23 protein-coding genes (1 of these 23 only partly in view) are annotated in these 23,724 nt (G+C 33.4%); 10 read left to right on the plus strand and 13 right to left on the minus strand.

Annotated features, from left to right (window positions below; translation table 11 throughout):
- Positions 1-17 precede the first annotated feature (17 nt).
- The 5 genes from DVK85_RS12505 to DVK85_RS12525 all read right to left on the minus strand — a co-directional run bounded on the left by DVK85_RS12505 (position 18) and on the right by DVK85_RS12525 (position 4,958).
- Complete coding sequence (locus tag DVK85_RS12505) at positions 18-1,367, minus strand: autotransporter outer membrane beta-barrel domain-containing protein (protein WP_114678765.1); 1,350 nt, start codon at positions 1,365-1,367, stop codon at positions 18-20.
- A 328-nt stretch (positions 1,368-1,695) separates the two neighbouring features.
- Entirely contained in the window at positions 1,696-2,493 is a 798-nt protein-coding gene (locus DVK85_RS12510; RefSeq protein ID WP_114678766.1) for an ABC transporter substrate-binding protein, read from the minus strand.
- Between the two features lie 21 nt (positions 2,494-2,514).
- Entirely contained in the window at positions 2,515-3,327 is an 813-nt protein-coding gene (gene pyrF / locus DVK85_RS12515) for an orotidine-5'-phosphate decarboxylase (protein ID WP_114678767.1), read from the minus strand.
- A gap of 112 nt (positions 3,328-3,439) precedes the next feature.
- Positions 3,440-4,513: a peptide chain release factor 1 gene (gene prfA / locus DVK85_RS12520; protein ID WP_114678768.1), complete on the minus strand. Its 1,074-nt coding sequence runs from the start codon at positions 4,511-4,513 to the stop codon at positions 3,440-3,442.
- Between the two features lie 70 nt (positions 4,514-4,583).
- Positions 4,584-4,958 (minus strand): Fur family transcriptional regulator, encoded by a 375-nt coding sequence (locus DVK85_RS12525; RefSeq protein WP_114678769.1) that lies wholly within the window; start codon positions 4,956-4,958, stop codon positions 4,584-4,586.
- Between the two features lie 94 nt (positions 4,959-5,052).
- On the opposite strand from DVK85_RS12525, the gene DVK85_RS12530 reads away from it, so the two are divergent.
- The 4 genes from DVK85_RS12530 (at position 5,053) to DVK85_RS12545 (ending at position 7,966) form a co-directional block, all read left to right on the plus strand.
- Positions 5,053-5,952 (plus strand): NAD(P)/FAD-dependent oxidoreductase, encoded by a 900-nt coding sequence (locus DVK85_RS12530; RefSeq protein ID WP_114678770.1) that lies wholly within the window; start codon positions 5,053-5,055, stop codon positions 5,950-5,952.
- 35 nt (positions 5,953-5,987) lie between these two features.
- Complete coding sequence (locus tag DVK85_RS12535) at positions 5,988-6,806, plus strand: AraC family transcriptional regulator (RefSeq protein ID WP_114678771.1); 819 nt, start codon at positions 5,988-5,990, stop codon at positions 6,804-6,806.
- A gap of 66 nt (positions 6,807-6,872) precedes the next feature.
- On the plus strand, positions 6,873-7,364 hold the full coding sequence (locus tag DVK85_RS12540; protein ID WP_114678772.1) for a DUF6265 family protein: 492 nt from the start codon (positions 6,873-6,875) through the stop codon (positions 7,362-7,364).
- Between the two features lie 35 nt (positions 7,365-7,399).
- Positions 7,400-7,966, plus strand: coding sequence for a pentapeptide repeat-containing protein (locus tag DVK85_RS12545; protein WP_205431405.1), 567 nt, complete (start codon positions 7,400-7,402; stop codon positions 7,964-7,966).
- A gap of 62 nt (positions 7,967-8,028) precedes the next feature.
- Here the strand turns inward: DVK85_RS12545 and DVK85_RS12550 are convergent, their stop codons facing one another.
- The 3 genes from DVK85_RS12550 to DVK85_RS12560 form a co-directional block, all read right to left on the minus strand.
- A complete protein-coding gene (locus DVK85_RS12550; protein ID WP_114678774.1) occupies positions 8,029-9,492 on the minus strand; it encodes an aminoacyl-histidine dipeptidase in 1,464 nt (487 codons plus the stop codon).
- Positions 9,493-9,560: 68 nt separating this feature from the next.
- Positions 9,561-10,502: a YeiH family protein gene (locus tag DVK85_RS12555; RefSeq protein WP_114678775.1), complete on the minus strand. Its 942-nt coding sequence runs from the start codon at positions 10,500-10,502 to the stop codon at positions 9,561-9,563.
- Between the two features lie 80 nt (positions 10,503-10,582).
- Positions 10,583-11,476 carry a LysR family transcriptional regulator gene (locus tag DVK85_RS12560; protein ID WP_114678776.1) on the minus strand — a complete coding sequence of 298 codons (894 nt, stop codon included), beginning with the start codon at positions 11,474-11,476 and terminating at the stop codon, positions 10,583-10,585.
- 61 nt (positions 11,477-11,537) lie between these two features.
- Here DVK85_RS12560 and DVK85_RS12565 point away from each other — a divergent pair, with 61 nt between their 5' ends.
- From DVK85_RS12565 to DVK85_RS12585, 5 genes are all read left to right on the plus strand, one after another.
- Positions 11,538-12,599 (plus strand): DUF3810 domain-containing protein, encoded by a 1,062-nt coding sequence (locus DVK85_RS12565; protein ID WP_114678777.1) that lies wholly within the window; start codon positions 11,538-11,540, stop codon positions 12,597-12,599.
- Positions 12,600-12,642: 43 nt separating this feature from the next.
- On the plus strand, positions 12,643-13,137 hold the full coding sequence (locus DVK85_RS12570) for an RNA polymerase sigma factor (protein WP_114678778.1): 495 nt from the start codon (positions 12,643-12,645) through the stop codon (positions 13,135-13,137).
- Positions 13,138-13,144: 7 nt separating this feature from the next.
- Positions 13,145-13,786 carry a hypothetical protein gene (locus DVK85_RS12575; protein WP_114678779.1) on the plus strand — a complete coding sequence of 214 codons (642 nt, stop codon included), beginning with the start codon at positions 13,145-13,147 and terminating at the stop codon, positions 13,784-13,786.
- An 11-nt stretch (positions 13,787-13,797) separates the two neighbouring features.
- Positions 13,798-14,655, plus strand: a complete 858-nt coding sequence (locus DVK85_RS12580; RefSeq protein ID WP_114678780.1) for a TraB/GumN family protein — start codon at positions 13,798-13,800, stop codon at positions 14,653-14,655.
- 100 nt (positions 14,656-14,755) lie between these two features.
- Positions 14,756-16,861, plus strand: a complete 2,106-nt coding sequence (locus tag DVK85_RS12585; RefSeq protein ID WP_114678781.1) for an outer membrane beta-barrel family protein — start codon at positions 14,756-14,758, stop codon at positions 16,859-16,861.
- A 49-nt stretch (positions 16,862-16,910) separates the two neighbouring features.
- Here the strand turns inward: DVK85_RS12585 and DVK85_RS12590 are convergent, their stop codons facing one another.
- The 4 genes from DVK85_RS12590 to DVK85_RS12605 all read right to left on the minus strand — a co-directional run bounded on the left by DVK85_RS12590 (position 16,911) and on the right by DVK85_RS12605 (position 20,857).
- Positions 16,911-18,173, minus strand: coding sequence for a T9SS type A sorting domain-containing protein (locus DVK85_RS12590; protein WP_114678782.1), 1,263 nt, complete (start codon positions 18,171-18,173; stop codon positions 16,911-16,913).
- 2 nt (positions 18,174-18,175) lie between these two features.
- Positions 18,176-19,198, minus strand: coding sequence for a hypothetical protein (locus tag DVK85_RS12595; protein WP_114678783.1), 1,023 nt, complete (start codon positions 19,196-19,198; stop codon positions 18,176-18,178).
- Between the two features lie 173 nt (positions 19,199-19,371).
- A complete protein-coding gene (locus tag DVK85_RS12600) occupies positions 19,372-20,175 on the minus strand; it encodes a lysophospholipid acyltransferase family protein (RefSeq protein WP_114678784.1) in 804 nt (267 codons plus the stop codon).
- Between the two features lie 43 nt (positions 20,176-20,218).
- Positions 20,219-20,857 (minus strand): NUDIX hydrolase, encoded by a 639-nt coding sequence (locus tag DVK85_RS12605; RefSeq protein WP_114678785.1) that lies wholly within the window; start codon positions 20,855-20,857, stop codon positions 20,219-20,221.
- A gap of 55 nt (positions 20,858-20,912) precedes the next feature.
- Here DVK85_RS12605 and DVK85_RS12610 point away from each other — a divergent pair, with 55 nt between their 5' ends.
- A complete protein-coding gene (locus DVK85_RS12610) occupies positions 20,913-21,356 on the plus strand; it encodes a DUF4268 domain-containing protein (RefSeq protein ID WP_114678786.1) in 444 nt (147 codons plus the stop codon).
- A 68-nt stretch (positions 21,357-21,424) separates the two neighbouring features.
- On the opposite strand, the gene DVK85_RS12615 is transcribed toward DVK85_RS12610, so the two are convergent.
- On the minus strand, positions 21,425-23,724 hold the 3' portion of the coding sequence (locus tag DVK85_RS12615; protein ID WP_162845346.1) for a T9SS type B sorting domain-containing protein. Its footprint extends 961 nt past the window's final position; only the last 2,300 of its 3,261 coding nucleotides appear in the window; its start codon lies off the right edge, out of view — the gene reads right to left on this strand; it ends in the stop codon at positions 21,425-21,427.

A 23,724-nucleotide genomic window follows, 5' to 3' on the forward strand; every position in this document is an offset into this window, starting at 1 on the left:
TTAATTAATTTTAAATCTTAAAATGAGAAACCTATTCCCGCAGAGAAAGTGTTCTCTTTTTGTTTTTCACCTGTGTTTAATGAGGTAACAGGATCTATTTGATCAGAACCCAATGTACGGTTCTGGTAATGTGCTTTAAATACTATTCCTGGTGTTACAAACCAGTTGAAACCTCCCATTACTGCACTACGTTCCCAGCGTGGTTTTTTTACAACACTACCCTCTACTTCATACATTGTATCATAATAGTCATAACGTACAAACGGATATACTTTTTGTGTGGCGTTAGGTTTTATAAAGTGTAATACTTCATACCCACCCTCAAATGAAAAACCAAGTACATTTTTACCTACTGGCGTACGTTTTACTCCAAGATTGTTAGAAAGTGTAGCATTTTTTCGAGAAACGATATTAGAGTTTTCTAAATTACCCCAAAGTACTACCGAGTTAAATCGTAAATTATCTTCGTTATAAGTTATATGCCCTTCAAACATGGTAACATAAGCACTCTCTTCCATATCTGGTTTAGGTCGGTTGGCTGCTGCATCATTAATATAAGCCGAAAGCCCTACAAATGTATTTTTATGTGTACCAAACTTATAATCTAGTCGTCCTGTAAGTGCTATAGAGTTACCATTCACCATATCAAAACGAGTTTGATAACCATTTTTTATCCATCCTCTTGAGCTAAAACCTGATGCGTCAAGACCATTAGTTACTGATAGTTCATATTTAAATCTTTTTGCAAAAGTCCCGTAAAACTGTACTCCTACTTCATACCAACCTAATGGTAGTATTTCATTTTCCATCTCTTGACGGTGCGTAGTAAAATAGTATATAGGTCTATCAAGGTTTTGTGCTAAGTTGAAGTGTAATTTCATTCTACCAACTTTTGCATTAAAATATGGCTTAATCTTGAAGTCAATATGAATCTGCTCTATCTTCACATCTCCACCAGCTTCTACTTCTTGCTCATATTCCCCAAACTCTTCTTGATTATCTAGCGCTATAGTAGAACCCGTACCGCCATGCTCAAACTCTATCTCTGATTTAAATGATATCTTGTCATTAAAAATATAGCCTAAGTATAAATTTAAACGCTCAGCATCAAATTTATCTCTTATACTAGGGTCAGTATCATATTTTGTGTAATTATAGTAATTTACTACACCATAACCACTTAATGTAAAATTACTCCAGTTAATAAGTGTTTTATTATCATCAATTAATTCTTGCTTTAACTCTTCACGAAGTTCTTTTTTAACTTCTTGTTTCAACTGCTCTAATTGTAGTGAATCTATCTGTGCGTATGAACAAAAATTTACTACCAAGACTAAAACAAAAGTCGCTATTAATTTAAATTTCATCCCTGTTTTTTAATTTCGTGCAAATCTAAACTGTTTTTTTATTTTTAACAAATCTAAATAAGGTTTTATTTTAACATTTTTTTATTAAGGGATGTTATTAAAACAACAAACACTTTTAACCGACTAAAAAACTCATATAAAAGACTGATATTTAAAATTTTAACAAGAGTAAAACACATTAATAGACATCTACAAACAATCCATTAATACTTCAAAATCTCTCCATACTATCGTGATAGTATATAAACTTGAATGTATTATTGAGTAGAATAAACTATGAAAACATTGAGCCTTATAAGCAATATATTGAATTGATATAAATTGTAACCTATTCTAACCTTTGCTGTAGTTGCTTGAAATACGGAAAAGCTTTTACCATACGGCTACCATACCAAGAAAACATTTCACCATCTACAAACACCGTTTTAGCATGGTGCGTAAATCGCCCTATTTCAAAAGCATCCTCTTCTTTAAAAGGATATGGTTCTGACGAAAGGAATACTACATCTGGGTCACCCTGTATACGTATCTTTTGAATAATAATCTCAGGGTACCTACCCCTATCTTCATAAATATTAGTAAAGTTATTTAGCTTTAGCATTTCATTTATGAAGTTATCGCCTCCTGCTGCCATATAAGGGTTTTTCCAAATAAAATAAGCTGCTTTTTGCACCTCTCTATCTTGCATAAAAATTTTAAAGTCAGCTAATGCAAAGTTTATTTTATCAATCCACTGTTGCGCTTGAGTACGCACAGCAAATAGTTGCCCAAGTTGAGTAATCATATCAAGGTTATCCTGTATTGTTATAATATTACTAACCCATACAGGTGCTATCTCTTGTAATGCTGTTACTATTTCTTCGGTATTCTCTTCCTTATTAGCAATAATAATATCAGGCTTTAGCAACTTTATTTTTTCAATATGTACTTTTTTAGTCCCTCCTATTATTTTTTTAGTCGATTTAAGATGATATGGATGTACACAAAATTTTGTGACTCCTACAATCCTGTCCTCTAAACCAAGATCAAATAACAACTCTGTTTGCGACGGCACTAATGATACAATACGTTGTGGCACAGCATCAAGTGTTATAGTATTACCTATTTGGTCGGTATATGTTTTCATGATAATAATTACAAAGTAAAATTACGAAAGTAACTGTGCCATTTGTTCTTGTATTTTTAAAGCCTCTTCGCGTGCTTTCTCGGCAAAACCCTCTTTGTTAGAAGCATAAATAATACCACGTGATGAGTTTATTAAAAGTCCTACCTTATCGTTCATACCATATTTACAAACCTCTTGCAGGCTTCCTCCTTGTGCGCCAACACCAGGTACAAGTAAAAAATTATCGGGTACTATTTTTCTTATTTCTTTAAAATATTCTGCTTTGGTAGCCCCAACTACATACATAAGGTTTTCGCTATTCTCCCATGTTTGCGATGTTTTTAGTACTGTTTTGTACAATTCGTCATCATCTGTTTTTTGTATCTGAAAATCGAAAGCTCCTTCATTCGACGTTAAGGCAAGCAATATGGTAAACTTATCTTTTACCGCTAAAAAAGGCGATACACTATCTTTCCCCATATATGGCGCAACCGTCACCGAATCGAAATTCATATCCTGTAAAAATGCCTTAGCATACATAGCCGATGTATTCCCAATATCGCCACGCTTAGCATCGGCAATGGTAAATACTTCGGGGTGCTTTTGATTTAAGTAGTCAATTGTTTTTTCTAAAGAATGCCAACCTTTCAACCCGTGGGCTTCATAAAAGGCAGTATTAGGCTTATAAGACACAGCCAAATCGTGGGTAGCATCTATAATAGCTTTATTAAATTCAAATATAGGGTCTTCCGTTGCCAGCAAGTGCTTTGGTATGCGCTCCATATCGGTATCAAGCCCTATACACAAGAAAGATTTTTTTTGTTGTATTTGATTATATAGTTGTTCTGTTGTCATGCTAATATTGTAGTTATTTATATTTTGCAAAAGTAAACAATGTGTGTTGTATTTCGAAACATAACATAAGTGTTATAAAAAATCCCGCCAATTGGCGGGATTTTTTATATTTTTAGAAAACTTCGCTTTCTTTTAGTTTCTCTGTATTGTTTACGAGTTGCAACTCCTCAACAATTTTTTGAATATTACCATTCATAACACCATCAAGGTCATATAATGTTAATCCTATTCTGTGTTCAGTAACACGTCCTTGTGGGTAGTTATACGTACGGATTTTAGCCGAACGGTCACCACTACTCACCTGAGATGTACGCTTGGCAGCATCTGCTTCTTGCTTTTTAGCAAGTTCCATCTCATACAGTCGAGAACGTAGTACTTGTAATGCTTTATCTTTATTTTTATGTTGCGACTTCTGGTCTTGACACTGTGCTACTAATCCTGTAGGAACGTGTGTTAAACGTACCGCCGATTTAGTAGTATTTACGGATTGTCCTCCAGGTCCTGATGAACAGAAGAAATCGACACGAACATCGTTCATATCAATTTGTACATCAAAATCTTCTGCTTCTGGCAATACCATAACAGTCGCTGCCGATGTATGCACACGCCCTTGTGTTTCGGTTTGTGGTACACGTTGTACACGGTGTACGCCTGCTTCAAACTTTAGTGTGCCATATACATCTTCTCCAGTAACATCAAAAATAACCTCTTTAAAACCACCCGATGTACCTTCGTTCATATCAACTACACTAGTTCTCCAACCTCTTCCCTCGCAGTATTTAGTGTACATCCTGAACAAATCGCCTGCAAATATACTAGCTTCGTCGCCACCAGCTCCGGCACGTATCTCTACCATTACATTTTTAGCGTCTTCAGGATCTTTAGGTATCAACATAAACTTGATTTCTTCTTCAAGTTTTGGTAGTCTATCTTTTGCTTCTTCGAGTTGCATTTTTGCCATTTCGGTCATTTCTGCATCCCTACCATCAGCTATAATTTCGTTTGCCTCTTTTATATTATCAGTAAGCGCTACATACTCATCACGCTTTTCTACTAATGCTTTTAGGTCTTTATACTCTTTATTTAACTGCACATAGCGTTTCTGGTCAGATATAATATCTGGTTGAATTATAAGGTCGGATACCTCATCAAAACGCTGCTTTATATATTGTAATCTATCTAACATACTGTTTCTATCCTATTTTTTAGCCGTGCAAAATTACGTAAAAAATCAATACCAAAATACTGTTGCCTTTTTAGTTGCAATTATTGCAATAACCCGTAACCCAACCTGTAGTATTTTCTTGTACATATCCTTTTGGTAAATTTACAATAACGGGCTGTGGCAAACACTCTACTTTTTGGCATTCAACACATCTAAAATGGAAATGTTCGTGGTTATGGCTATCTTCTTTACAGTCTAAACATAACGCAAAATAATATTTACCTTCATCAGATAATATACGGTGGGTAATACCATCTTCACAAAAACTATTAAGCACACGGTATATAGTAACCCTATCCATTTTCTCAGTAATCTGAGCTTCTATCATTTCTTGACTTAGTGCTGTACCTGATGATTTAAGCAATTCTATTACAGCTTTTTTTGCGGGCGTCGATCTTCTTTTCATTTCACTAATGCAATTGTATTGCAATAATACTAATTTTATTTATATTTGCCTAACTATTCAGCATCTAATCTAATAAAAATTAAGCAATAAGTCTATGGAAAATAAATATGAAGTAATAATAGTTGGTGGCAGCTATGCAGGGTTATCAGCAGCAATGGCATTAGGGCGTGCATCTCGAAAAACTCTAATAATAGATAGTGGTAAACCATGCAACAGGAAAACACCACATTCGCACAACTTTATAACTCATGATGGCGAAACACCTGCTGCTATTGCCAAAAAAGCAAAAGATCAGGTTTTAAAATATCCTACAGTACAGTTTGTTAATGATAAAGCCATTGACGTTAAACGAATTGAGAATGGTTTTATAATTACTACTGAAAACAATAATGCTTATCAATCGAAAAAAATATTATTTGCTACAGGAGTATATGACATAATGCCAAATATTGATGGATTTTCAGAATGTTGGGGAATATCAGTAATACATTGCCCTTATTGTCATGGTTATGAAGTAAAGGGACAAAAAACAGCTATACTAGCCAATGGCGATGTAGCCTATCATTATTCGATGTTATTACAGCAATGGACAAAAGATATGACGATTTTAACCAATGGAAAAGCTGAATTTAATGATGAGCAATTAACAAAACTAAAAAACAATAATATATCAATTATAGAAAGTACTGTAGCGCAATTGATACACAAACAAGGACAACTAGAGTGTGTTGTATTTAGTGATGGGACTAGCCACAACTTCCCTGTAATGTATGCTCGCCCTGAATTTAAACAGCATTGCGACATTACCGAAAAAATGAATTTACTTAATGATACTGGCTTTATTAACGTGGATGAAATGCACCATACCGGTGCAGAAGGATTGTATGCTGCAGGCGATTGTACTACACCTATGCGTTCGGTAGCAACAGCAGTAGCTTCGGGCATGAAGGCAGGGGCTGTTATTAATAACGATATGGCACTAGAAACATTTTAGAAGTAGACTATTTGTATTTTGTGTAATATTGTTACATGGAATACAAAACCTATATGCCCTGTAAAGAACTCGCTAAGCAAGTAAAACTTTATTGGAGTCTTGAAACCAAAGATAATGATGCTTCGCATGAACGTGAGCGTATTTTTCCCGATGGTTGTATAGAGCTTATTTTCAACTATGGTGACAGATTCAAAAAATATGAGACCAATGGCGAATTTCATTTACAACCTTACAATTTTATTCACGGGCAGTTAAAAACATATTTTGAGTTACAGGCTACTGGCAAAATCGGTATTTTTAGTGCTCGTTTTCACCCAGCAGGGTTACAACCTTTTATTAATTTTAATGTAGATAGTTTTACTGACAGTACCTTAACCGTTAGTGAGGTTTGGGAACAGGGAGGAGAAATACTAGCAATCGAGATGCTATATTGTGCTACGCACAAAGAACGAATTAAAACGCTAGAAAACTTCTTGATAAACAAAAAACAGATTTTAAAAATTGATAACACTCCTGTAGAACACTGCGTTAATAGCATACTAAAAACAATAGGAGCTATAACTATCGAAAGCTTATCAGTAGAACTGAGTATTAGTAAACGACAACTAGAAAGACGGTTTATAGCAGCCGTAGGCATTTCGCCAAAATTATTAGCGCGCATAGTACGATTTCAGCATGTACTTCAATTAATAGAAAGTAAAACCTTTAAAAGTTTTACAACAGTAGCCTATGAAGGTGGCTTTTATGATCAGGCACATTTTATTAAGGACTTTAAAGATTTCACAGGATTAAACCCAAAAAAATATTTCTCTGAAAATCTAGAAATGGTAAAACATTTTAGCTTTGATGAGTAATGACGTTTTTTTACAATTTTATAATTACCTCATCTCCCATCTTTGCAGTATAAAAAACATCTAATCATGAAAACAAAAATACTTTTATGTGCTGCTATATTATGCAGTACTATAGCTTGCAAAAACAAAAAAGAAGATGCATCTGCTAAAACTTATAAGCAAATAAAAAAAGTAAGTTGGCTAATTGGTAATTGGGGCGCTACATCTAATCAAGGTACTCTAATAGAGAATTGGCAAAAAACAAATGACTCTGTTTATAATGGGCAAAGCTTTTTTATAATTGAAAATGATACTGTTTTTGCCGAACATATAGCACTAGAAGAAGTAAACGGAAAACTAACCTATATTGTAAATGTATCAGGGCAAAATAATAATAAACCTGTAAGATTTGAAATGACTTCTATAACTAACAATCAAATTATTTTTGAAAATCCTGAACATGACTTCCCTACTAAAATAATATATAACAACGTGACTAACGACTCGTTAGTCGCAGAGATATCAGGCATAAAAAATGGAAAGCCTAATTCACAAAAGTTTACTATGGCTAGACAGTAATAGTTTTATATCTTGGCGGTATAAAAATAAAACTTGTGGAAATAATAGCAGACGAAACATTTGCCAAAATAGATTATACTACCCAAAAACTTGAAAGAGCAGAATATGAAAATTGTACCTTTATAAATTGCGATTTTTCGAATGCAGATATTAATCAAATACAATTCAATGAATGTCATTTCGAAAATTGTAACCTTAGTATGGCGCAGACTGGGCATACTTCTTTTAGAGAAGTAACTTTCAAAAAATGTAAAATGCTAGGGGTAAACTTTAGTAATTGTGATACATTTTTACTCTCTTTCGCTTTTGATGATTGTGTTTTAGACCTTGCTTCTTTTTATGGCTTAAAGCTAAAAAACACCCAGTTTATAAACTGTAATCTTAAAGAAGTAGATTTTACCGAAGCTACATTAAATAACGCAGTATTTGATGGTAGTAATCTTGTACAAGCTGTTTTTGGGAATACTAATTTAGAGAAATCAGATTTTCGTACAGCTATTAATTATTCTATAGACCCCGAAATAAACCGTATTAAAAAAGCTAAATTCTCTTTGCCTGCTATTACAGGGTTATTAGATAAATACAACATTGATATACAATAAAAAAACAGCCACACTTCAATACATTTTAGTGTGGCTGCCTTTATAATATATCATTACTAATTTTAGTTCTTAGCAGGAATATTCTCTAATATCTCTAATACAAATTTCCAGTATTTTTGAGCAGAAGATATACTTGCTCTCTCGTCAGGACTATGCGCTCCTTTTATGGTTGGTCCAAAAGATATCATATCCATATCTGGGTAATGTGTACCTAATAATCCACACTCTAAACCAGCATGACAAGCAACCACAGCAGGTTTTTCACCATTTTGTTTCTCGTATATGGCCGTAAGCACGTCTAGTATTTCAGAGTTTACGTTAGGTGTCCAGCCAGGGTATGAACCTGATAAAGTAACCTCGCAACCTATCAACTCAAATGCCGAGCGTAAAGCATTGGCTAAATCAAATTTAGAAGTTTCAACAGAAGAACGTGTTAAACAACCCACGTGTATTTTACCTTCTTTTACTGTAACTTTTGCAATATTGTTTGATGTTTCTACTAGGTCTTCCATATCAGCACTCATGCGGTATACACCATTATGTGCAGTATATAAAGCACGTACAAGCCCTTCTTGAACGCCAAGCTCCATAACTTTAGCAGGTAAATCTGTTTTCTCTATAACAACCTCTAGGTTAGGTTCCATAGTACTAAACTCTTCCTTGATATCTTCTACAGTTTCTTGCATATCAAAGACAAAAGCCTCATCAAATATCTCTGAAATAATAACTTTTGCAAAGCTCTCACGAGGGATAGCATTACGAAGGCTACCACCATTAATTTCAGCTATTTGTAATCCGAAATTTTCAAAACCGTCAAATAATAAACGGTTCATTATTTTATTGGCATTACCTAAGCCTTTGTCAATATCCATCCCCGAGTGCCCTCCATTAAGTCCTTTTATAGTTATGGTATAACCTATAGAGTTTTCAGGAACTTCTTCTTCATTATACTCACGTGTTGCAGTTACATCTACGCCACCAGCACAACCTATATCAATTTCATCATCTTCTTCTGTATCTAGGTTTAAAAGAATTTCGCCTTCAAGCAATCCGCCTTTAAGCCCCATAGCACCCGTCATTCCTGTTTCTTCATCTATGGTAAATAGCGCTTCTATTGCAGGGTGTTTAATATCTGTACTTTCTAGTATTGCCATAATAGTTGCAACACCTAGTCCGTTATCTGCACCTAGCGTAGTCCCATTAGCACGTACCCAGTCGCCATCTACATACATTTCGATACCTTGTGTATCAAAATCAAAGTCGGTAGCCGAGTTTTTTTGATGCACCATATCAAGGTGACTTTGCATTACTATCATTTTCCTGTCTTCCATACCTTGGGTAGCAGGTTTTTTAATAATAACATTACCTACTTCGTCTATTACTACAGGTAGGCTTAATTTTTCGCCAAAATCTTTCATAAAGGCTATTACACGCTCTTCTTTTTTAGAAGGTCGTGGTACTGCATTAAGATCGGCAAATTTATTCCAAAGTGCTTTTGGCTCAAGGTTTCTAATCGCTTCGTTCATTAGTTTATTTTTTTATTGCGAAACAAAGGTAAGAGTATGCAATAACGTGACAAAGTAAAGATTAAAGTTTAAATAATACAGGAAACCACCCATAATGCAATACAGGAAATAAATATCCATAATAACAAACCCTGTATTAATGGCTTAACCCCTACTGTTTTTATCACTTTTAATGATAAACTACAACCTATAAGAAATAAAGTAAGTGTTAATCCTGCTTTAGCAGTCACTACTAAATAAGGGCTTACTAACTGTATAACGGGAATATAAGTATTTGTAATCATAGCTAGTACAAAAAGCCCAATAAAATAAGGAATCTTTACTTTAGTATCACGGTTCTTAAATAGAAATGTAGAAAGGAATGCCAATGGTATAATCCAAAGCGCACGGGCAAGTTTTACTGTAGTGGCTACTTGTAATGCTTCATCTCCATAACTACCTGATGCTCCTACTACCGAACTGGTGTCGTGTATAGCTATAGCACACCAGAGCCCAAATTGCTGTTGGGAGAGTTGCAACCAATGCCCAATAACAGGAAAAACTAATAATGCTATAGCGTTTAAAATAAATACCACACCCAGCGCTACAGATATTTGATGTTCTTTAGCTTTTATTACTGGAGATATAGCTGCTATAGCACTTCCGCCACAAATAGCAGTTCCCGATGAGATGAGATAAGAAGTCTTCTTTTCTACTTTTAATAATTTGCCTAACAGAAAACCAAAAACCATTGTACTAATTATAGAAATAATAGTAAAAATAATCCCTTCTTTTCCTGCTTTTATTGCTGATGTGGCGTTCATTCCAAACCCTAACCCTACCACAGATGCCTTTAGTAAAAAATGGATTGCTTTACCGTTATATTCTAGAAAAGGATGCCCTATAAACCACGCTACTAAAACCCCTAAAATCAACGCCAAAGGTGGTGATACAAAAGATGTGAGACATAAAAACACTAGAACAATAAAAAGTATTTTCGCTAACTTTTCATTTTTATTAATTATTTGCATAGTTATAATTATTAATTATTTTACTACGCAAATTTCCTAATAAATACGTGCGCTATTAAATCATTTATTCCTATTACCGATTACCTGAAGTTATAGCTAAATGCAAAATCGGCAAATAATTCTGAAAGACCTCCTTCCTGTCCTTTTTTTTGAATAAAATAAAAATAACGCTCGATACTTAGTCCATTAACATCAATAATAGAAAAACGATTTTGTTGTAGTTCATGAAAAATAGAATGAACAGATAAAAAAGCCGCTACATCAGCATTTTGTATATATAGCTTCATACTCTCTGTACTGCCTAACTGCATTTCTATATTCAGATCAGAAAGACTTATTCCCTTTGGTTTTAGCGCATGCGATAATACTTCTAGCGTACCCGACCCTGGTTCCCGAAGCAATAAGGGCTGTTTTACTAACTCATTAATTGTAATAGCCTGTTTTCGGACTAAAGGGTGTCCTGCCTTAACTACCAAAACGAGTTCATCTTTTATAAAACGAGTATATTTAAATAAATTATTCTTAGTATGTCCTTCTATTACTCCTAAATCAATAGTGTCAGCTGCCAAAGCTTGCTCAACCTGTTCTGTATTACTAATTCCCATTTCTAAACGTATATCAGCATAGCGTTTATTAAACTGTGCCAAAATACTTGGTAATACATATTGTGCAATAGTAGTACTCGCTCCTATTCGAAACATTCCACTATATCTATGAGATAACGAAGCCATCTCATAATCCATATCACGATAGGCAGCAAATATTTTGGTAGCGTGTTGCAGTAAAAGCTCTCCTGCGGGAGTAAGTGATATTCTAGATCCGTTTCTTTCGAATAATTTTACTCCAAACTGTTTCTCTAATTCATGTATGTGCTTTGTTACCGCTGGTTGAGTTATAAACAGCTCTGCGGCAGCTTTAGTAAAATTTAGCCTTTTGGCTACCGTATAAAATACTTTTAGTCGAAAATCAGACATAAACTATAAAGTTTCAATACAAAAATACTACTTATATTTACAATCACTATTGATTTATCCGATGAAGAAAAAGAAAATACTAACGCTGTTTTTTATAGCACAGATTATAATTGTAAACATTCTCTCTTTATTCCCTGATTTTGTAGAAAAGTATTATAGTAACGGGCTCTACCCTTATATCGCTGCTACATCGAGAGCCATATTTGGTATTTTCGGGTTCTCTATAGGCGATATTATATATGGTATTGTTATTATTATGATAATACGTTGGCTATGGCGCAAACGAAAAACATGGCGCAAACAATGGAAAGTTAACTTACTTACCGTAGGTAGTGGCCTATCTATATTTTATTTTTTATTCTATTTTTTATGGGCTGTAAATTATCATAGAGTGCCATTAAACGAAAAAATGGGTATTGACAAGAAATATACACCCGAAGAATTAATTTCTTTTACAAAAAAACTTATCGATAAGACTAATGCTTTACAGCTACAAATAATGCATAATGATAGCTTAAAAGTTGTAACTCCCTACTCTGTTGAAGAGATATATACATTATCACCCAACGGATATAAAGAACTCTCAAAACAGTTTTCTTATTTCAATTTTAAAAGAGAGAGCCTTAAATCATCTTTAATAAGTACACCTTTATCCTATATGGGGTTTGGGGGTTATTTAAATCCTTTTACTAACGAGGCTCAAGTAAACTATAACTTACCTTTATATAACCTACCCACAACATCTTGCCACGAAATGTCGCATCAGCTAGGGTATGCTTCAGAGAGTGAAGCTAATTTTATAGGTTTTATGACCTCAATAAAAAATAAAGATATTTATTTTCAATATTCGGGCTATTCGTTTGCATTAAAATACTGCCTACGTAGTATCAAGAAAATTGATGAGGATAAAATGGAAAGCCTTTTACCTCTCATTAATAAAGGGGTGCTACTAAATTTTGAAGAAAGTGACCATTTTAGAGAGCAATATCAATCATTCATAGAAACTTTCTTTAAATACTTTTATGATAATTACCTTAAGCTAAATCATCAAAAAGACGGACTGGAAACCTACAGTAAGTTTGTGGGATTACTAGTAAATTATTATTCTGATAAAGATTTATAAAAAACAGTTGTAACATTTTACAACTTTAGTACACTTATGCAGTATGGACTCAGTAATGGAGAAATCTTTCGTACAGCAACTTCAGGAAAATCAAAACCTGATACATAAAATATGTAGGCTCTACACTAATGGTGAAGATGCTCACAAAGACCTTTTCCAAGAAATCACCATACAACTCTGGAAAGCCTATCCAAAATTTAGAGGCGACTCTAAGTTTACCACTTGGGCATATCGCGTAGGGCTTAACACCGCTATTACACTATACCGAAAGAAGAGTCGAACGGTAAATACTATAGAATTTGACAACACGCTACACAAAATAAACCAAGAAGAATATAATTATGAAGAGGAAGAGCATTTAAGACTGCTATATCAAGCTGTACAACAGCTAAACGATATAGACAAGGCATTAGTGTTTATGTACTTGGAAGATAAAGACTATAGTGAAATTGCCGAAACCTTAGGTATTAGCGAAGTTAATGCTAGGGTAAAAATGAACAGAATAAAAGGGAAATTGAAAAAAATATTAAATCCGTAACAGGACTATGGAACCATTAGATAAATTAAAAAACGACTGGAAGAAAAACGGAGGTAAGTATCCTAAATTTTCTGAAAAAGAAATTTATGCCATGCTACATAAAGGTTCATCATCTATTGTAAAGTGGATACTCATAATCAGTATTCTTGAATTTATATTCTGGATAGGACTTTCGTTTTTAATGAAAGACAGTCAAGGATCGCAAAGAATTAACAATATGCATATTGATTACATTACTATACCTATGACAATATTGAGTTATGGTATAATAATTTATTTTGCCGTTGTTTTTTATCTCAATTACAAAAAGATAAATGCTACCGATAATGCCAAGACACTTATGGTAAATATATTAAAAACAAGAAAAGCAGTATCTAATTATATTTTTATAAACTTAGCCTATATGATGATAGGCTCATTATTAATACTTGTTTTATTCTTTTATTACGATCCTAGTCTTATTAATGCGCTACACCAGTCTGAAGAAAATGGAGACACAATGAAATTCTATCTAGTATACTTTGGACTTACAATTCTCCTTTTAGGAGTATTCATATTCATAGTATGGTTACTTTATAAACTAATATATGGTACACTCCTTAAGCGTTTGAAAAGAAATTATAACGAACTAAAAAAACTAGACTTTTAAATAAAAACATTATGCTGAAATTAATAATTACAGGAGTTACTCTTTTAGTAACAGTACTTGGATTTTCACAAAAAACAGAAAATAGTTTACTCTGGAAAATATCTGGTAATGGGCTTAGTGAGCCATCTTATTTATATGGCACTATACATATAACCTGCGATGCTACATTGGATAATAATGTACTTGCAGCACTAGATGCTACCCAGCAACTTTATCTTGAAATAGATATGGACGACCCTACAATGCAAACAAAAATGATGGGCGACATGATGATGAAAGATGGTAAAAAAATGAGTCAACTAGTAAGTGTCGAAGATTTTGATGCGATAGATAAGCTGCTGACAAAAAATGTAGGAATGTCGGCAAAAATGGTAGATAATTTTAAACCTATGATGATAAGCATGATGCTACTACCAAAAATGATAGATTGCCCTATGCAATCTATAGAAGGAGAGCTAATGAAAGTTACTGCCGAACAAGGCGAAGAGATATACGGACTAGAAACAGTAGCGGCACAAATGGCTATATTTGATGCTATTCCCTATGAAGAACAAATAGAAGAGCTAGTAAAAAGCGCTAAAGATGATATGGCTGCAGATAAAGAGAAATACAAGCGAATGCTAGCCATATACAACAGCAAAGACTTAAATGCTATTATGGCATTTATGAAAGAAGAAGAAAATAAAATGTATGACGACCACAGCGATATAATGTTAGACAACCGAAATAAAAACTGGATTGCTAAAATAGAGGAAGCTGCCAAAACCACACCAACCTTTTTTGGCGTAGGTGCAGCGCACCTACCAGGCGAAAACGGTGTTATAAATCTATTGCGAAAAAAAGGTTATAAAGTAGAGGCTATAAAATAATTTTTATCTTTATAGCTGTTCAAAAAATATAAAATATAAAATATCTAATAACTTATCACTATATACTGCTATGTAGTCATTAAGTCCTAAAAACACTATAATGAAATACTGTTTTTCTGTTCTTTTCCTAGTTAGTTCATTTACACTATTTTCTCAAAATGAAACTGTTAACGATAGTATTAAAGAGATGAATACCGAACTAGATGTATTAGTACTAGAAAAAAAGAAACAAGCAGTAGAACGTAAAGCTGACAGAACCATCTTCGATTTTTCTGAACAAGCCTATTTAAACTCAGGATCTTTACTTGAAGGACTTAAAAAACTACCAGGACTCATAATCTCAGATGTAGCAGGAATGTTATATCAGGGAAAGCAACTACAGGTATATATGGACGGACGTCCGTTGAATATCTACTCTAACGAACTTAATACTTATTTAGAAGGGTTGCCTGCCAATGCTATAGAAAAAGTAGAAATCATTACAAACCCAGGAGCAGAATTTCCAGCTACGTCAGGCGGTGCTATTATTAATATCATCTCTTCTAAAAAGGCAAAAAAATATTTAAGCGCTACTTATTCTAACGGGTACAGTTATACAAATTATGATAAATCAAGACACCGGTTTAATAATAGTCTTACCCTAAGTGCAGCAAATAAATTATTTAGCTGGCAAATACAGGCTGGACAAAGCTATACCGAAAGTTATCGTAAAAGTAAATTTACTAGTACTGATGCAATACTTTCGGAAAATTATTCTGATAGAACTAATCGTTTTTATTATTTAAAGACAGGATTAAAATTTGATTTTAGAAAAGACCGCTTATTAGTTAACTACGACATCAATACAAACAATAATCGTACTGATGTAGATGCTAGTGGTTCGGGTTTTACCTCAAATGATAAAAGTAAATCAAAAGGCTACTATCATGATGTAATGCTTACCTATCAAAAACGTTTTGATGACCCTTTTAAAAAATTAAACTTTCGTTTCAATTATAATAATAACGATAGCGACTTTAACCTAAATTCTAGAATTAACCAGAATCCTGTTTTAGACAATAATAGCAATCAAGACTTCTATCAATTTAAAACAGATTATTCTCAACAAATAGATTTCTTAGATAATACAAAAATTAGTGCTGGAGCATTAGCCGATCGTTTAGATTTTGATGCAACAAGTTTTAATATAAAAAACCTAGAGTATACAAGAACATCTTTAGCTGCCTATACTGAAGTGCAAGCACTCTACAAGCAATTTGAATTTATAGTGGGTGGACGATTAGAATCGTATGACATTGAGGGAAATACCGATACAGATAATTTGATTCCTTTCAATCAGACTCGCTTTTTTCCTAACGCAACAATTCAGTACAAGCTGACATCACAAATTTATTTTAAGACAAACTATAATAAGAAAATAAGCTTACCTAACACTGCTTCACTAAACCCTAATAATACACGCTACCAAAACCCTAATATAGGATACTTTGGTAATCCGAACCTAGAACCAACCATTTTCAATAATTATGAAATTGAAGTAAATGCTTATGAATATTTCTTTATAGGATACTCTATAACCAATGCTAACAATCAAATTACTGATAGAGTAATCAGTACTGAAAATGGTGCTGCCAGTATTTCTGAAAATATACCTGATGCTACTATCCGTAATTTTAATTTTGGTATTCCTATCCCTTATATGCTTTTTACAAAGGGACTTAAAAAAACGCTACAATTCGATTTTAACCCTGACGAGATTAACTTCTTATATGTATATGTAGGAAATCAAATGCATAATATACCAAACGTTGACACAAAAAGCATTTGGAATATAAACTTGATGTCGCAAATTATTTTACCTAAAAAAATTAAGTTTGTAGCAAGTTACAATACTAGTAATGTAGGAGGGAATCACTATTACTATAAATCGGAAAGACCAATTAATGAACGCCTAGACTTAACATTTTCTAAGAAATTCTTATCCGATAATTTATCAGTTTCGCTGTATGTAAATGATATACTCAATACCAATAAACAAAAATTTAGTATTGTAGAAACTGACTTTATATATAATAGTAGTTACGATTCTAGAAGAGTCGGTTTTTCATTAAGCTACAAAATACCTTCTAAAAATAAATTAGCAAAAGAAGAAGGCAATATCTTAAACGATGATATAAAACAAGGAGAAAACAGTATTGGAAACTAAAAAAGCGAGGCATTTGCCTCGCTTTTCATTTTACAATAAAAAATAAAACTTAATTCTTTAAAACTTTTGTTGATGTTACTTTGCCATCATTCGTTTCAACGGAAAGTACATAAATACCTTTAGATACTGAACTGATATCAATAGTATTTGTTTTAGCACTACCGTTTGGCATAGCCTGTAGTATCAATTTACCGTCTATGGCATATAAACTTACTTTAGTTATAACAACATCCTGAACAGTTACTATATTAAGTTCGTTTAGAACTGGGTTAGGATATACTATAAATCCTTTATCTAAACTATTATTAATTTCTTCTAGATTATTCTCGACTTTATCTTCATTATTAGGATTCGCAGGTCGTGCTGCAAAATTACCAGAACAACCTTCGATATAAAATCTATCTATGGTTCCATACAAGGCTTCAAATCCATCTTCAAGCACCACTTCTGTTCCAGCATGGTATATTGCGGAACCTGTTCCTGTTATAGAATTACTTGCATATATACAAATTTCAGCCTCTTCTTCATCAATCATACCTGTTCCTACAGGTGTTATAATATCAGGGCACTCAAGGCAGCATGGTTCATCACAAATATTATCTATATAAGCAGTATGAAAACCTACATTTTCAGTATCATCAGCTACAATAAACTGAAGTCTTGCCCTCGCTGTTAAAGTAGTATCAATTCCAAATTCAAGACATTGCCACCCACTATATAAAAAATCTGATGCAGATGTACCTGTACTCTGAAAATCAGGATCATTTACTTCAATTATAACGCAAAAGGTATCAAGTAGTATATTTGAATCATCAAATAAATTTACAATAAAGTGAGGTAAATTTCCCGAACTTACCCCCACAGGGTTATTTGCAACAAGCAAATACTTAAAACTAATAACGGGTCGTGTTACTTCAAATGCAAACCCCATTGAGGTAACACTACTATTATTTAAACTATCATTTAATTTTATAGCCTGATTACCTTCATAAACTCTAGGTATAGAGACAGATTCCGCAAATAGATTAGGCTCTAAGCCATCATCAACTACTGAAACTTTAGTGTTGAAATTGTTGTATTCTACTTCTGAAAATAGCACATCAATCCCCGAATTATCGTCGCTTATGACATCATAATTACAATCTACTGATTCAACACCAGATTCGTATGTAAAATTAAATTGAGAATCATTAAATGCTTCTGAATCCTGATAAATGCCCCAAACATATTCAAAACTACCATTTACACATGGTCTTTGAGCAAATGCTCCCATAGTTATGGTTATCGCGAGTATAGTTATTAACTTTCTCATACCTATTGCTTGTTAAGTAATAGCTGAACTTGAGCTTTAAGCTCTTTCATTTCTTTTTCTTGCGCTATAAGGTGTAATGTAAGCTCTTCAATTTTTTCTTGTTGTAATTTCACCATATTACCTAATGCTATTCCATCTTCTTCTACTTCCTCAGCACTTGGCATATTTGGTAAATGCCCATTATCTGTTATATATTGCTCTACTTCATTAAGTGGCATAAGTTCATAATCATTTGCAAAAACATAATCAGCCCAAACAGCTTGAAGCCTTACTCTAACCTCTTCAGCTAATATTCCACCACGTACAAAAAGTCTATAATCAGTATAATCTACTAATGTATTAGTAGGGAAATCTCCAAAACCTCCATTTTCAAAGCCAATACCCACTTTTTGAGCATTAAACTTTAATATATTATTATCAAATTCTCCATAAATCAAAGGGTTTGGAGTATTACTATTAGCTATATATAGCCTATGTCCAAGGACTTCATTACTTCCTGCTAAATGACCTATAAATACACTTTGATTGCCTTGATTATTAAACCCTGCCTGTTTACCTATAAAAATATTTGAACTCCCAATACTCTGTGCCCCAGCCGCAGCACCAACAATAACATTGCTACTGCCATCAGTATTATCAACCGCAGCTTCAGAACCAATACAAACATTATGGATACCTTCCCTATTTTCTCTCCCAGCAACAGCACCTATATAAACATTATCATAGCCAATAGTATTTTCATTACCTGCATATGCTCCAACAAATGTATTTGCAAATGCTAACTCATTCATTGTAGAGTTACCCGATGTATTATACCCTGCTCGAAAACCTACAAAAGTACTCCAATTTGTTTGTGCAGTTACAGAATGTCCAGTCCCAGCACCTATGTATGTACCGGCAGAACCTACAGTACCTGGAGTATTAGCTAAAGTAGTACCAGATGTCGGAAAAAAATAGCTGGTTGTCTGAGAATACCCAAAAGCAGTAACTAATAGCCCTGCTGCTAAAAAAAACTTCGTTTTCATAATTATATAATTTAAAATTGGTTACTGTTTTTATTTCTATAAATCTAGATAATACAACACACTTAAGTGTTAATAAAACATAAACATATTATTTTTCTTATTAAAGAAAACAATTTACAACAAAAAAAGAGGCTTAAAGCCTCTTTTTTTGTTACGACACAATAATTATTATATTAATATTCCCATTGTCGTTTTTTGTTTAACTCTTCTTGTGCTTCGAGTACCTCGGTAGGTATTACTTTCAAGAAAGACGGGTGCTGTTCTATAGCATATTCTACTTTCTCTACAATAGACTCGATACTTTCATTATCATAGTCAATATCTAGTGGTTCTTTTATAATAAACGATTGTAATATTCCCTTCTTTTTCATCCTAAGTCCTTTCTTGTCAAAAGAACGACGAAAACCATCTATAACAATAGGTACTACTATAGGTTTATGTTGCTTTATAATATGTGCCGTCCCTTTCCTGATAGGTTTAAAAGGTTTGGTAGTACCTTGTGGGAAAGTTATCACCCAACCATCTTCTAGAGCTTCTCTTATATTTTCGGTATCATTAGGGTTCACTTCACGTTGTACCTCTTTACCCTTAGCACGCCAAGTGCGCTCTACAGTTATAGCACCAGCATAAGCAAGTATCCTTGGTAGTAACCCTGCTTTCATTGTTTCTTTAGCGGCTACATAATATATATTCAGTTTAGGGTTCCATATATAGCCTATGTTTTTAATAGTGTCTTCACGTCCTTTTAAACTAGCGTTAAACACATGAAACATGGCTACTACATCAGCAAAATATGTTTGATGGTTAGATATAAACAGTACATTTCTATCTGGTAATGATCGTATAATTTCAGACCCTTCTATATTCAATTCATTAAAGCCTCTATATCGCCTATGGGTAATCATACCAAAAGAGCGTATTAGCCATTTTTTAAGGAAAAGTATATGTCCGAAAGGATTTCTTTTAAATAATCCCATTTTTAGTATTAAATCTATAAGCAAATTTACAAAAACTGTGCCTTTATAGCACGCTTTTTATCGTTTCTTTAAGCTCACTCATTATCATGGCGGTAGCCCCCCATACAAAATGTTCTTGTATTTTAAATCCTGGTACCTTAATATTGGGTGCATATGATGTTTTCATCTCGGTATCCATAATAATTGAATCATCAAGAAATTCCGATAAAGGCAATGCGATAATTTCGGCAACCTCTACAATATCAGGTTTAAAGTTAGGAGTATTTACTGCCAGTCCTAAAAATGGATATACAAGAAAATTACTTGGTGGTATATAAATTTCAGAAAACGGCATAATAACTTCAATCTCCGAAGAGCTAACCCCCACCTCTTCACATGTTTCTCTTACTGCTGTAGCTTCAAGGCTTTTATCCTCTAGTTCTACCTTTCCGCCAGGAAAAGAAATTTGTGCCGAGTGCACACCTGGATAAGTATTACGTTTTATAAGTGTAAGATGAGTAACTCCATCTTTAGGATAAAAAAGCATCATTACTGCTGATTTTTTAGGTTCTCTCGCTGCGTAGTATTCTGGCGATTGAGTAACCTCTCTTCCTAGAGGTGCCATTTTAATATGAGCAAGAGCAGCTGGTAGCTGTTCTTTTTGTATTTTTGGAATATATTTTATAAAATCGGTAAACTTCATTCGTTGTAAATTACCGCTAAAGATACTTTAAAAAATAGCATCCTAAAAATTATACATGTTTAGTAAAGCCGAAGCACAGCAAATAAAAAAAGAATTTTGGACAACATTTGCAGACACTTATCCTCGAAAATGGATTTTATATGATACGCGTATAAAAGATGTATCCTTTAAATTTTATGTAGATAACAAAAAGGCAATGGTGCTTTTAGATATCGAACCGAAGGAAGATGATAAGCGAAAAATATATTTTGAAAAAATAGAATCTCTAAAAACGATATTGCTCGATGATTTTTTGCCCGATGCAATTATAGAACGTGATTATTATCTAGAAAATGGTAAAGCAATAAGCCGAATATGGATAGAAAAAACAGGAATTAGTCTATATAATAAAGCATCGTGGAATACTATTTTTGATTTCTTTAATGAAAAAATGGATGCCTTTGAACGCTTTTTCTATGAGTATGAAGATTATATTAGAGACCTTGAAATTAATACCTAATAAAAAGACCACCCTTTCACTAGTGAAAGGGTGGTCTTTTTATTAGAGTAAAATTTATCTATATTACATTATCGAATCATAGAAAAATGTCCGCGTAATTCTCTACCATCTTCACGTGTTACTACAAACCAATAATCTGTAGAAGGCAGACTTGCTCCTTGCATAGTACCGTCCCATCCGTCACTTGTAGCGTTTAAAGATGTTATAAATTTACCATAACGATCATAAATAGCAACGTTAAAATTAGGCTCTACAATGGCATGCTTTATATACCATTTTTCATTTACACCATCGCCATTTGGGGTAAAGAATTTAGGGTAATACATTAATACAACTTCTTTACTATCATTACCACAGCCATACATATCTCGTACAAGTACATTATATACACCTGTTTCTAAATTTTCAAAAACATTACTCTCTTGGTAGTTCATACCATCAATAGAATATTCATAACTTCCATTTCCGTCAACATGAACTGTAATAGTATTATCATCTTGTGTCCAGTCTGTAGTCTCTACCTTAACAATCTCTGGTTTTTCAGAAGCCTTAACTTCTATCTCAGTAAAACCATCACAAACTTCTGTACCATAATACTTTTCTACTATAACTGAGTATGTTCCTGGCTCGTTTATATAAATAGTTCTTGTAGTTTCTCCAGTAGACCATAAGTAATTACTATATCCAGCTTCTGCTGTTAATGCCAACTCAATATCATCGCACACAGTACCTGTAGTAGTAATTTGTGGCTCTTGATAATCTCCAGTAAATAATCGGAATGATGTAGTACCATGACAAATATCTATTTCATTATGTACTAGTCTAACATATATAGTTTGACCATTACTTATATTAGTATAGTACTCTGGTAATGGGTTATCATTATTATCAGCATCTTCTTGTGATAAGTGATAAGTAATTGTGTACATAGCACTAAAAAGAGGTCCTAGAATTTGCTCATTCTGGTCTGTTAAATGAAATTCAGAGTTTGTTAAAGATCTAGGCTCTGCACATACTAACATATCATTAGGCTGACTTGCAGCAGCAATAGATGGTAGTTCTTGAAAATTAAACCATTGGGTAACTATATTACCACAAGCATCCTCTAAACTAAAAACATATACAGCAGGTTCTAACTCTCTAAATATATTATTTGCTCCATTATCTATCATAACTGACACACCATCTTTCTCAATAATTTTGAATGATATAGGATATCCTGTAAATTCAAGATACACGTCATTAGGTTCCCCTACACATGCCATAGCATAAGCACTACCTATAGACAATCCATGATCATAACTAAACTGACCTAAATCGCTTATACATATAGTATTTACGGCTGTACCATTGCTAAATGTTTCAAACTTTTTAAGTATTCTAAATGTACCTGAATATGCTAAATTATTTTTAGTAATGTTATTAACTAGTTTTATTCCAGTTGTACTATTGGGTACGCTACCCTCAGTATAAATAGCACTAGTTTGCGGATGTACCCAATTTCCCGTTCCGATATCAAGTTTTTGCAACCAATAATTTGCACCTTCTGTTCCATTACTAGTATCGGTCATTTTTACTGAGAAAGAACCGCAATTAGGTATAAAATCAAAATTATTTTGATCAGAAAAATTATATCCTTCTATATATACAGGCATATCATGCATTATACCACAAATATCCGTCGCTTTAAATATATAATCGCCTTCAGGAAGATCGCTCATGTAAAACTTGCCTGACTCTATATTAAAACTAACATCATAAGGAGTCGATTGCCCAAAACTTACAGGTGCATTAATAATAATTACCTCTGTTAAATGACCATTACCACTCCTTAAACGTACAGAACCATATCCTGTATCACACGATGGTAATGTTGCATCAGCAAAAATTTTCTCAACAAATTCAGGAACTTCCATAACTTCTTCTCTAAAAAAACCACAATCATCTACAAATTGGATAGTATAGATACCTAAAGGAAGATTGTTTAATACTAAAGTACCTAAGCTATTTATATTTGGAGTCACATCGTAAGGCAAAGTATTACTATAAGTAGTAGGCGCAGAAATTATAGTTGCAGAAGCTAATTCAGAATCAGTTACGCTAATTCTTATCTTTCCAAGCTCAGAAAAACAACCATTATTTCTTACTATAACATTCGGATCAGGAATTTGTAACTCTAAAAAAATAGATTCTGTTATAGTACGACCACATGCATCAGTTATACTCACTACATAATTACCAAAAGGAACAGGACTAGATGAATCTCCAAACTCAACATGTCCATCTGTAAAAGTACCATTTACATTTGGGTTAAATAGTACTGGGTCAAACTCGTCAGGAAAACTCAAAAACTCAATAGTAAATGAAT

It is taken from the genome of Flavobacterium arcticum (assembly GCF_003344925.1).
Classification (GTDB): domain Bacteria; phylum Bacteroidota; class Bacteroidia; order Flavobacteriales; family Flavobacteriaceae; genus Flavobacterium; species Flavobacterium arcticum.

Bases quoted from the DNA above. Each gene is read 5' to 3' on its own strand.
- DVK85_RS12505 (WP_114678765.1), bottom strand. From the start codon at position 1,367: ATGAAATTTAAATTAATAGCGACTTTTGTTTTAGTCTTGGTAGTAAAT.
- DVK85_RS12510 (WP_114678766.1), bottom strand. From the start codon at position 2,493: ATGAAAACATATACCGACCAAATAGGTAATACTATAACACTTGATGCT.
- pyrF (WP_114678767.1), bottom strand. From the start codon at position 3,327: ATGACAACAGAACAACTATATAATCAAATACAACAAAAAAAATCTTTC.
- prfA (WP_114678768.1), bottom strand. From the start codon at position 4,513: ATGTTAGATAGATTACAATATATAAAGCAGCGTTTTGATGAGGTATCC.
- DVK85_RS12525 (WP_114678769.1), bottom strand. From the start codon at position 4,958: ATGAAAAGAAGATCGACGCCCGCAAAAAAAGCTGTAATAGAATTGCTT.
- DVK85_RS12530 (WP_114678770.1), top strand. From the start codon at position 5,053: ATGGAAAATAAATATGAAGTAATAATAGTTGGTGGCAGCTATGCAGGG.
- DVK85_RS12535 (WP_114678771.1), top strand. From the start codon at position 5,988: ATGGAATACAAAACCTATATGCCCTGTAAAGAACTCGCTAAGCAAGTA.
- DVK85_RS12540 (WP_114678772.1), top strand. From the start codon at position 6,873: ATGAAAACAAAAATACTTTTATGTGCTGCTATATTATGCAGTACTATA.
- DVK85_RS12550 (WP_114678774.1), bottom strand. From the start codon at position 9,492: ATGAACGAAGCGATTAGAAACCTTGAGCCAAAAGCACTTTGGAATAAA.
- DVK85_RS12555 (WP_114678775.1), bottom strand. From the start codon at position 10,502: ATGCAAATAATTAATAAAAATGAAAAGTTAGCGAAAATACTTTTTATT.
- DVK85_RS12560 (WP_114678776.1), bottom strand. From the start codon at position 11,476: ATGTCTGATTTTCGACTAAAAGTATTTTATACGGTAGCCAAAAGGCTA.
- DVK85_RS12565 (WP_114678777.1), top strand. From the start codon at position 11,538: ATGAAGAAAAAGAAAATACTAACGCTGTTTTTTATAGCACAGATTATA.
- DVK85_RS12570 (WP_114678778.1), top strand. From the start codon at position 12,643: ATGGACTCAGTAATGGAGAAATCTTTCGTACAGCAACTTCAGGAAAAT.
- DVK85_RS12575 (WP_114678779.1), top strand. From the start codon at position 13,145: ATGGAACCATTAGATAAATTAAAAAACGACTGGAAGAAAAACGGAGGT.
- DVK85_RS12580 (WP_114678780.1), top strand. From the start codon at position 13,798: ATGCTGAAATTAATAATTACAGGAGTTACTCTTTTAGTAACAGTACTT.
- DVK85_RS12585 (WP_114678781.1), top strand. From the start codon at position 14,756: ATGAAATACTGTTTTTCTGTTCTTTTCCTAGTTAGTTCATTTACACTA.
- DVK85_RS12590 (WP_114678782.1), bottom strand. From the start codon at position 18,173: ATGAGAAAGTTAATAACTATACTCGCGATAACCATAACTATGGGAGCA.
- DVK85_RS12595 (WP_114678783.1), bottom strand. From the start codon at position 19,198: ATGAAAACGAAGTTTTTTTTAGCAGCAGGGCTATTAGTTACTGCTTTT.
- DVK85_RS12600 (WP_114678784.1), bottom strand. From the start codon at position 20,175: ATGGGATTATTTAAAAGAAATCCTTTCGGACATATACTTTTCCTTAAA.
- DVK85_RS12605 (WP_114678785.1), bottom strand. From the start codon at position 20,857: ATGAAGTTTACCGATTTTATAAAATATATTCCAAAAATACAAAAAGAA.
- DVK85_RS12610 (WP_114678786.1), top strand. From the start codon at position 20,913: ATGTTTAGTAAAGCCGAAGCACAGCAAATAAAAAAAGAATTTTGGACA.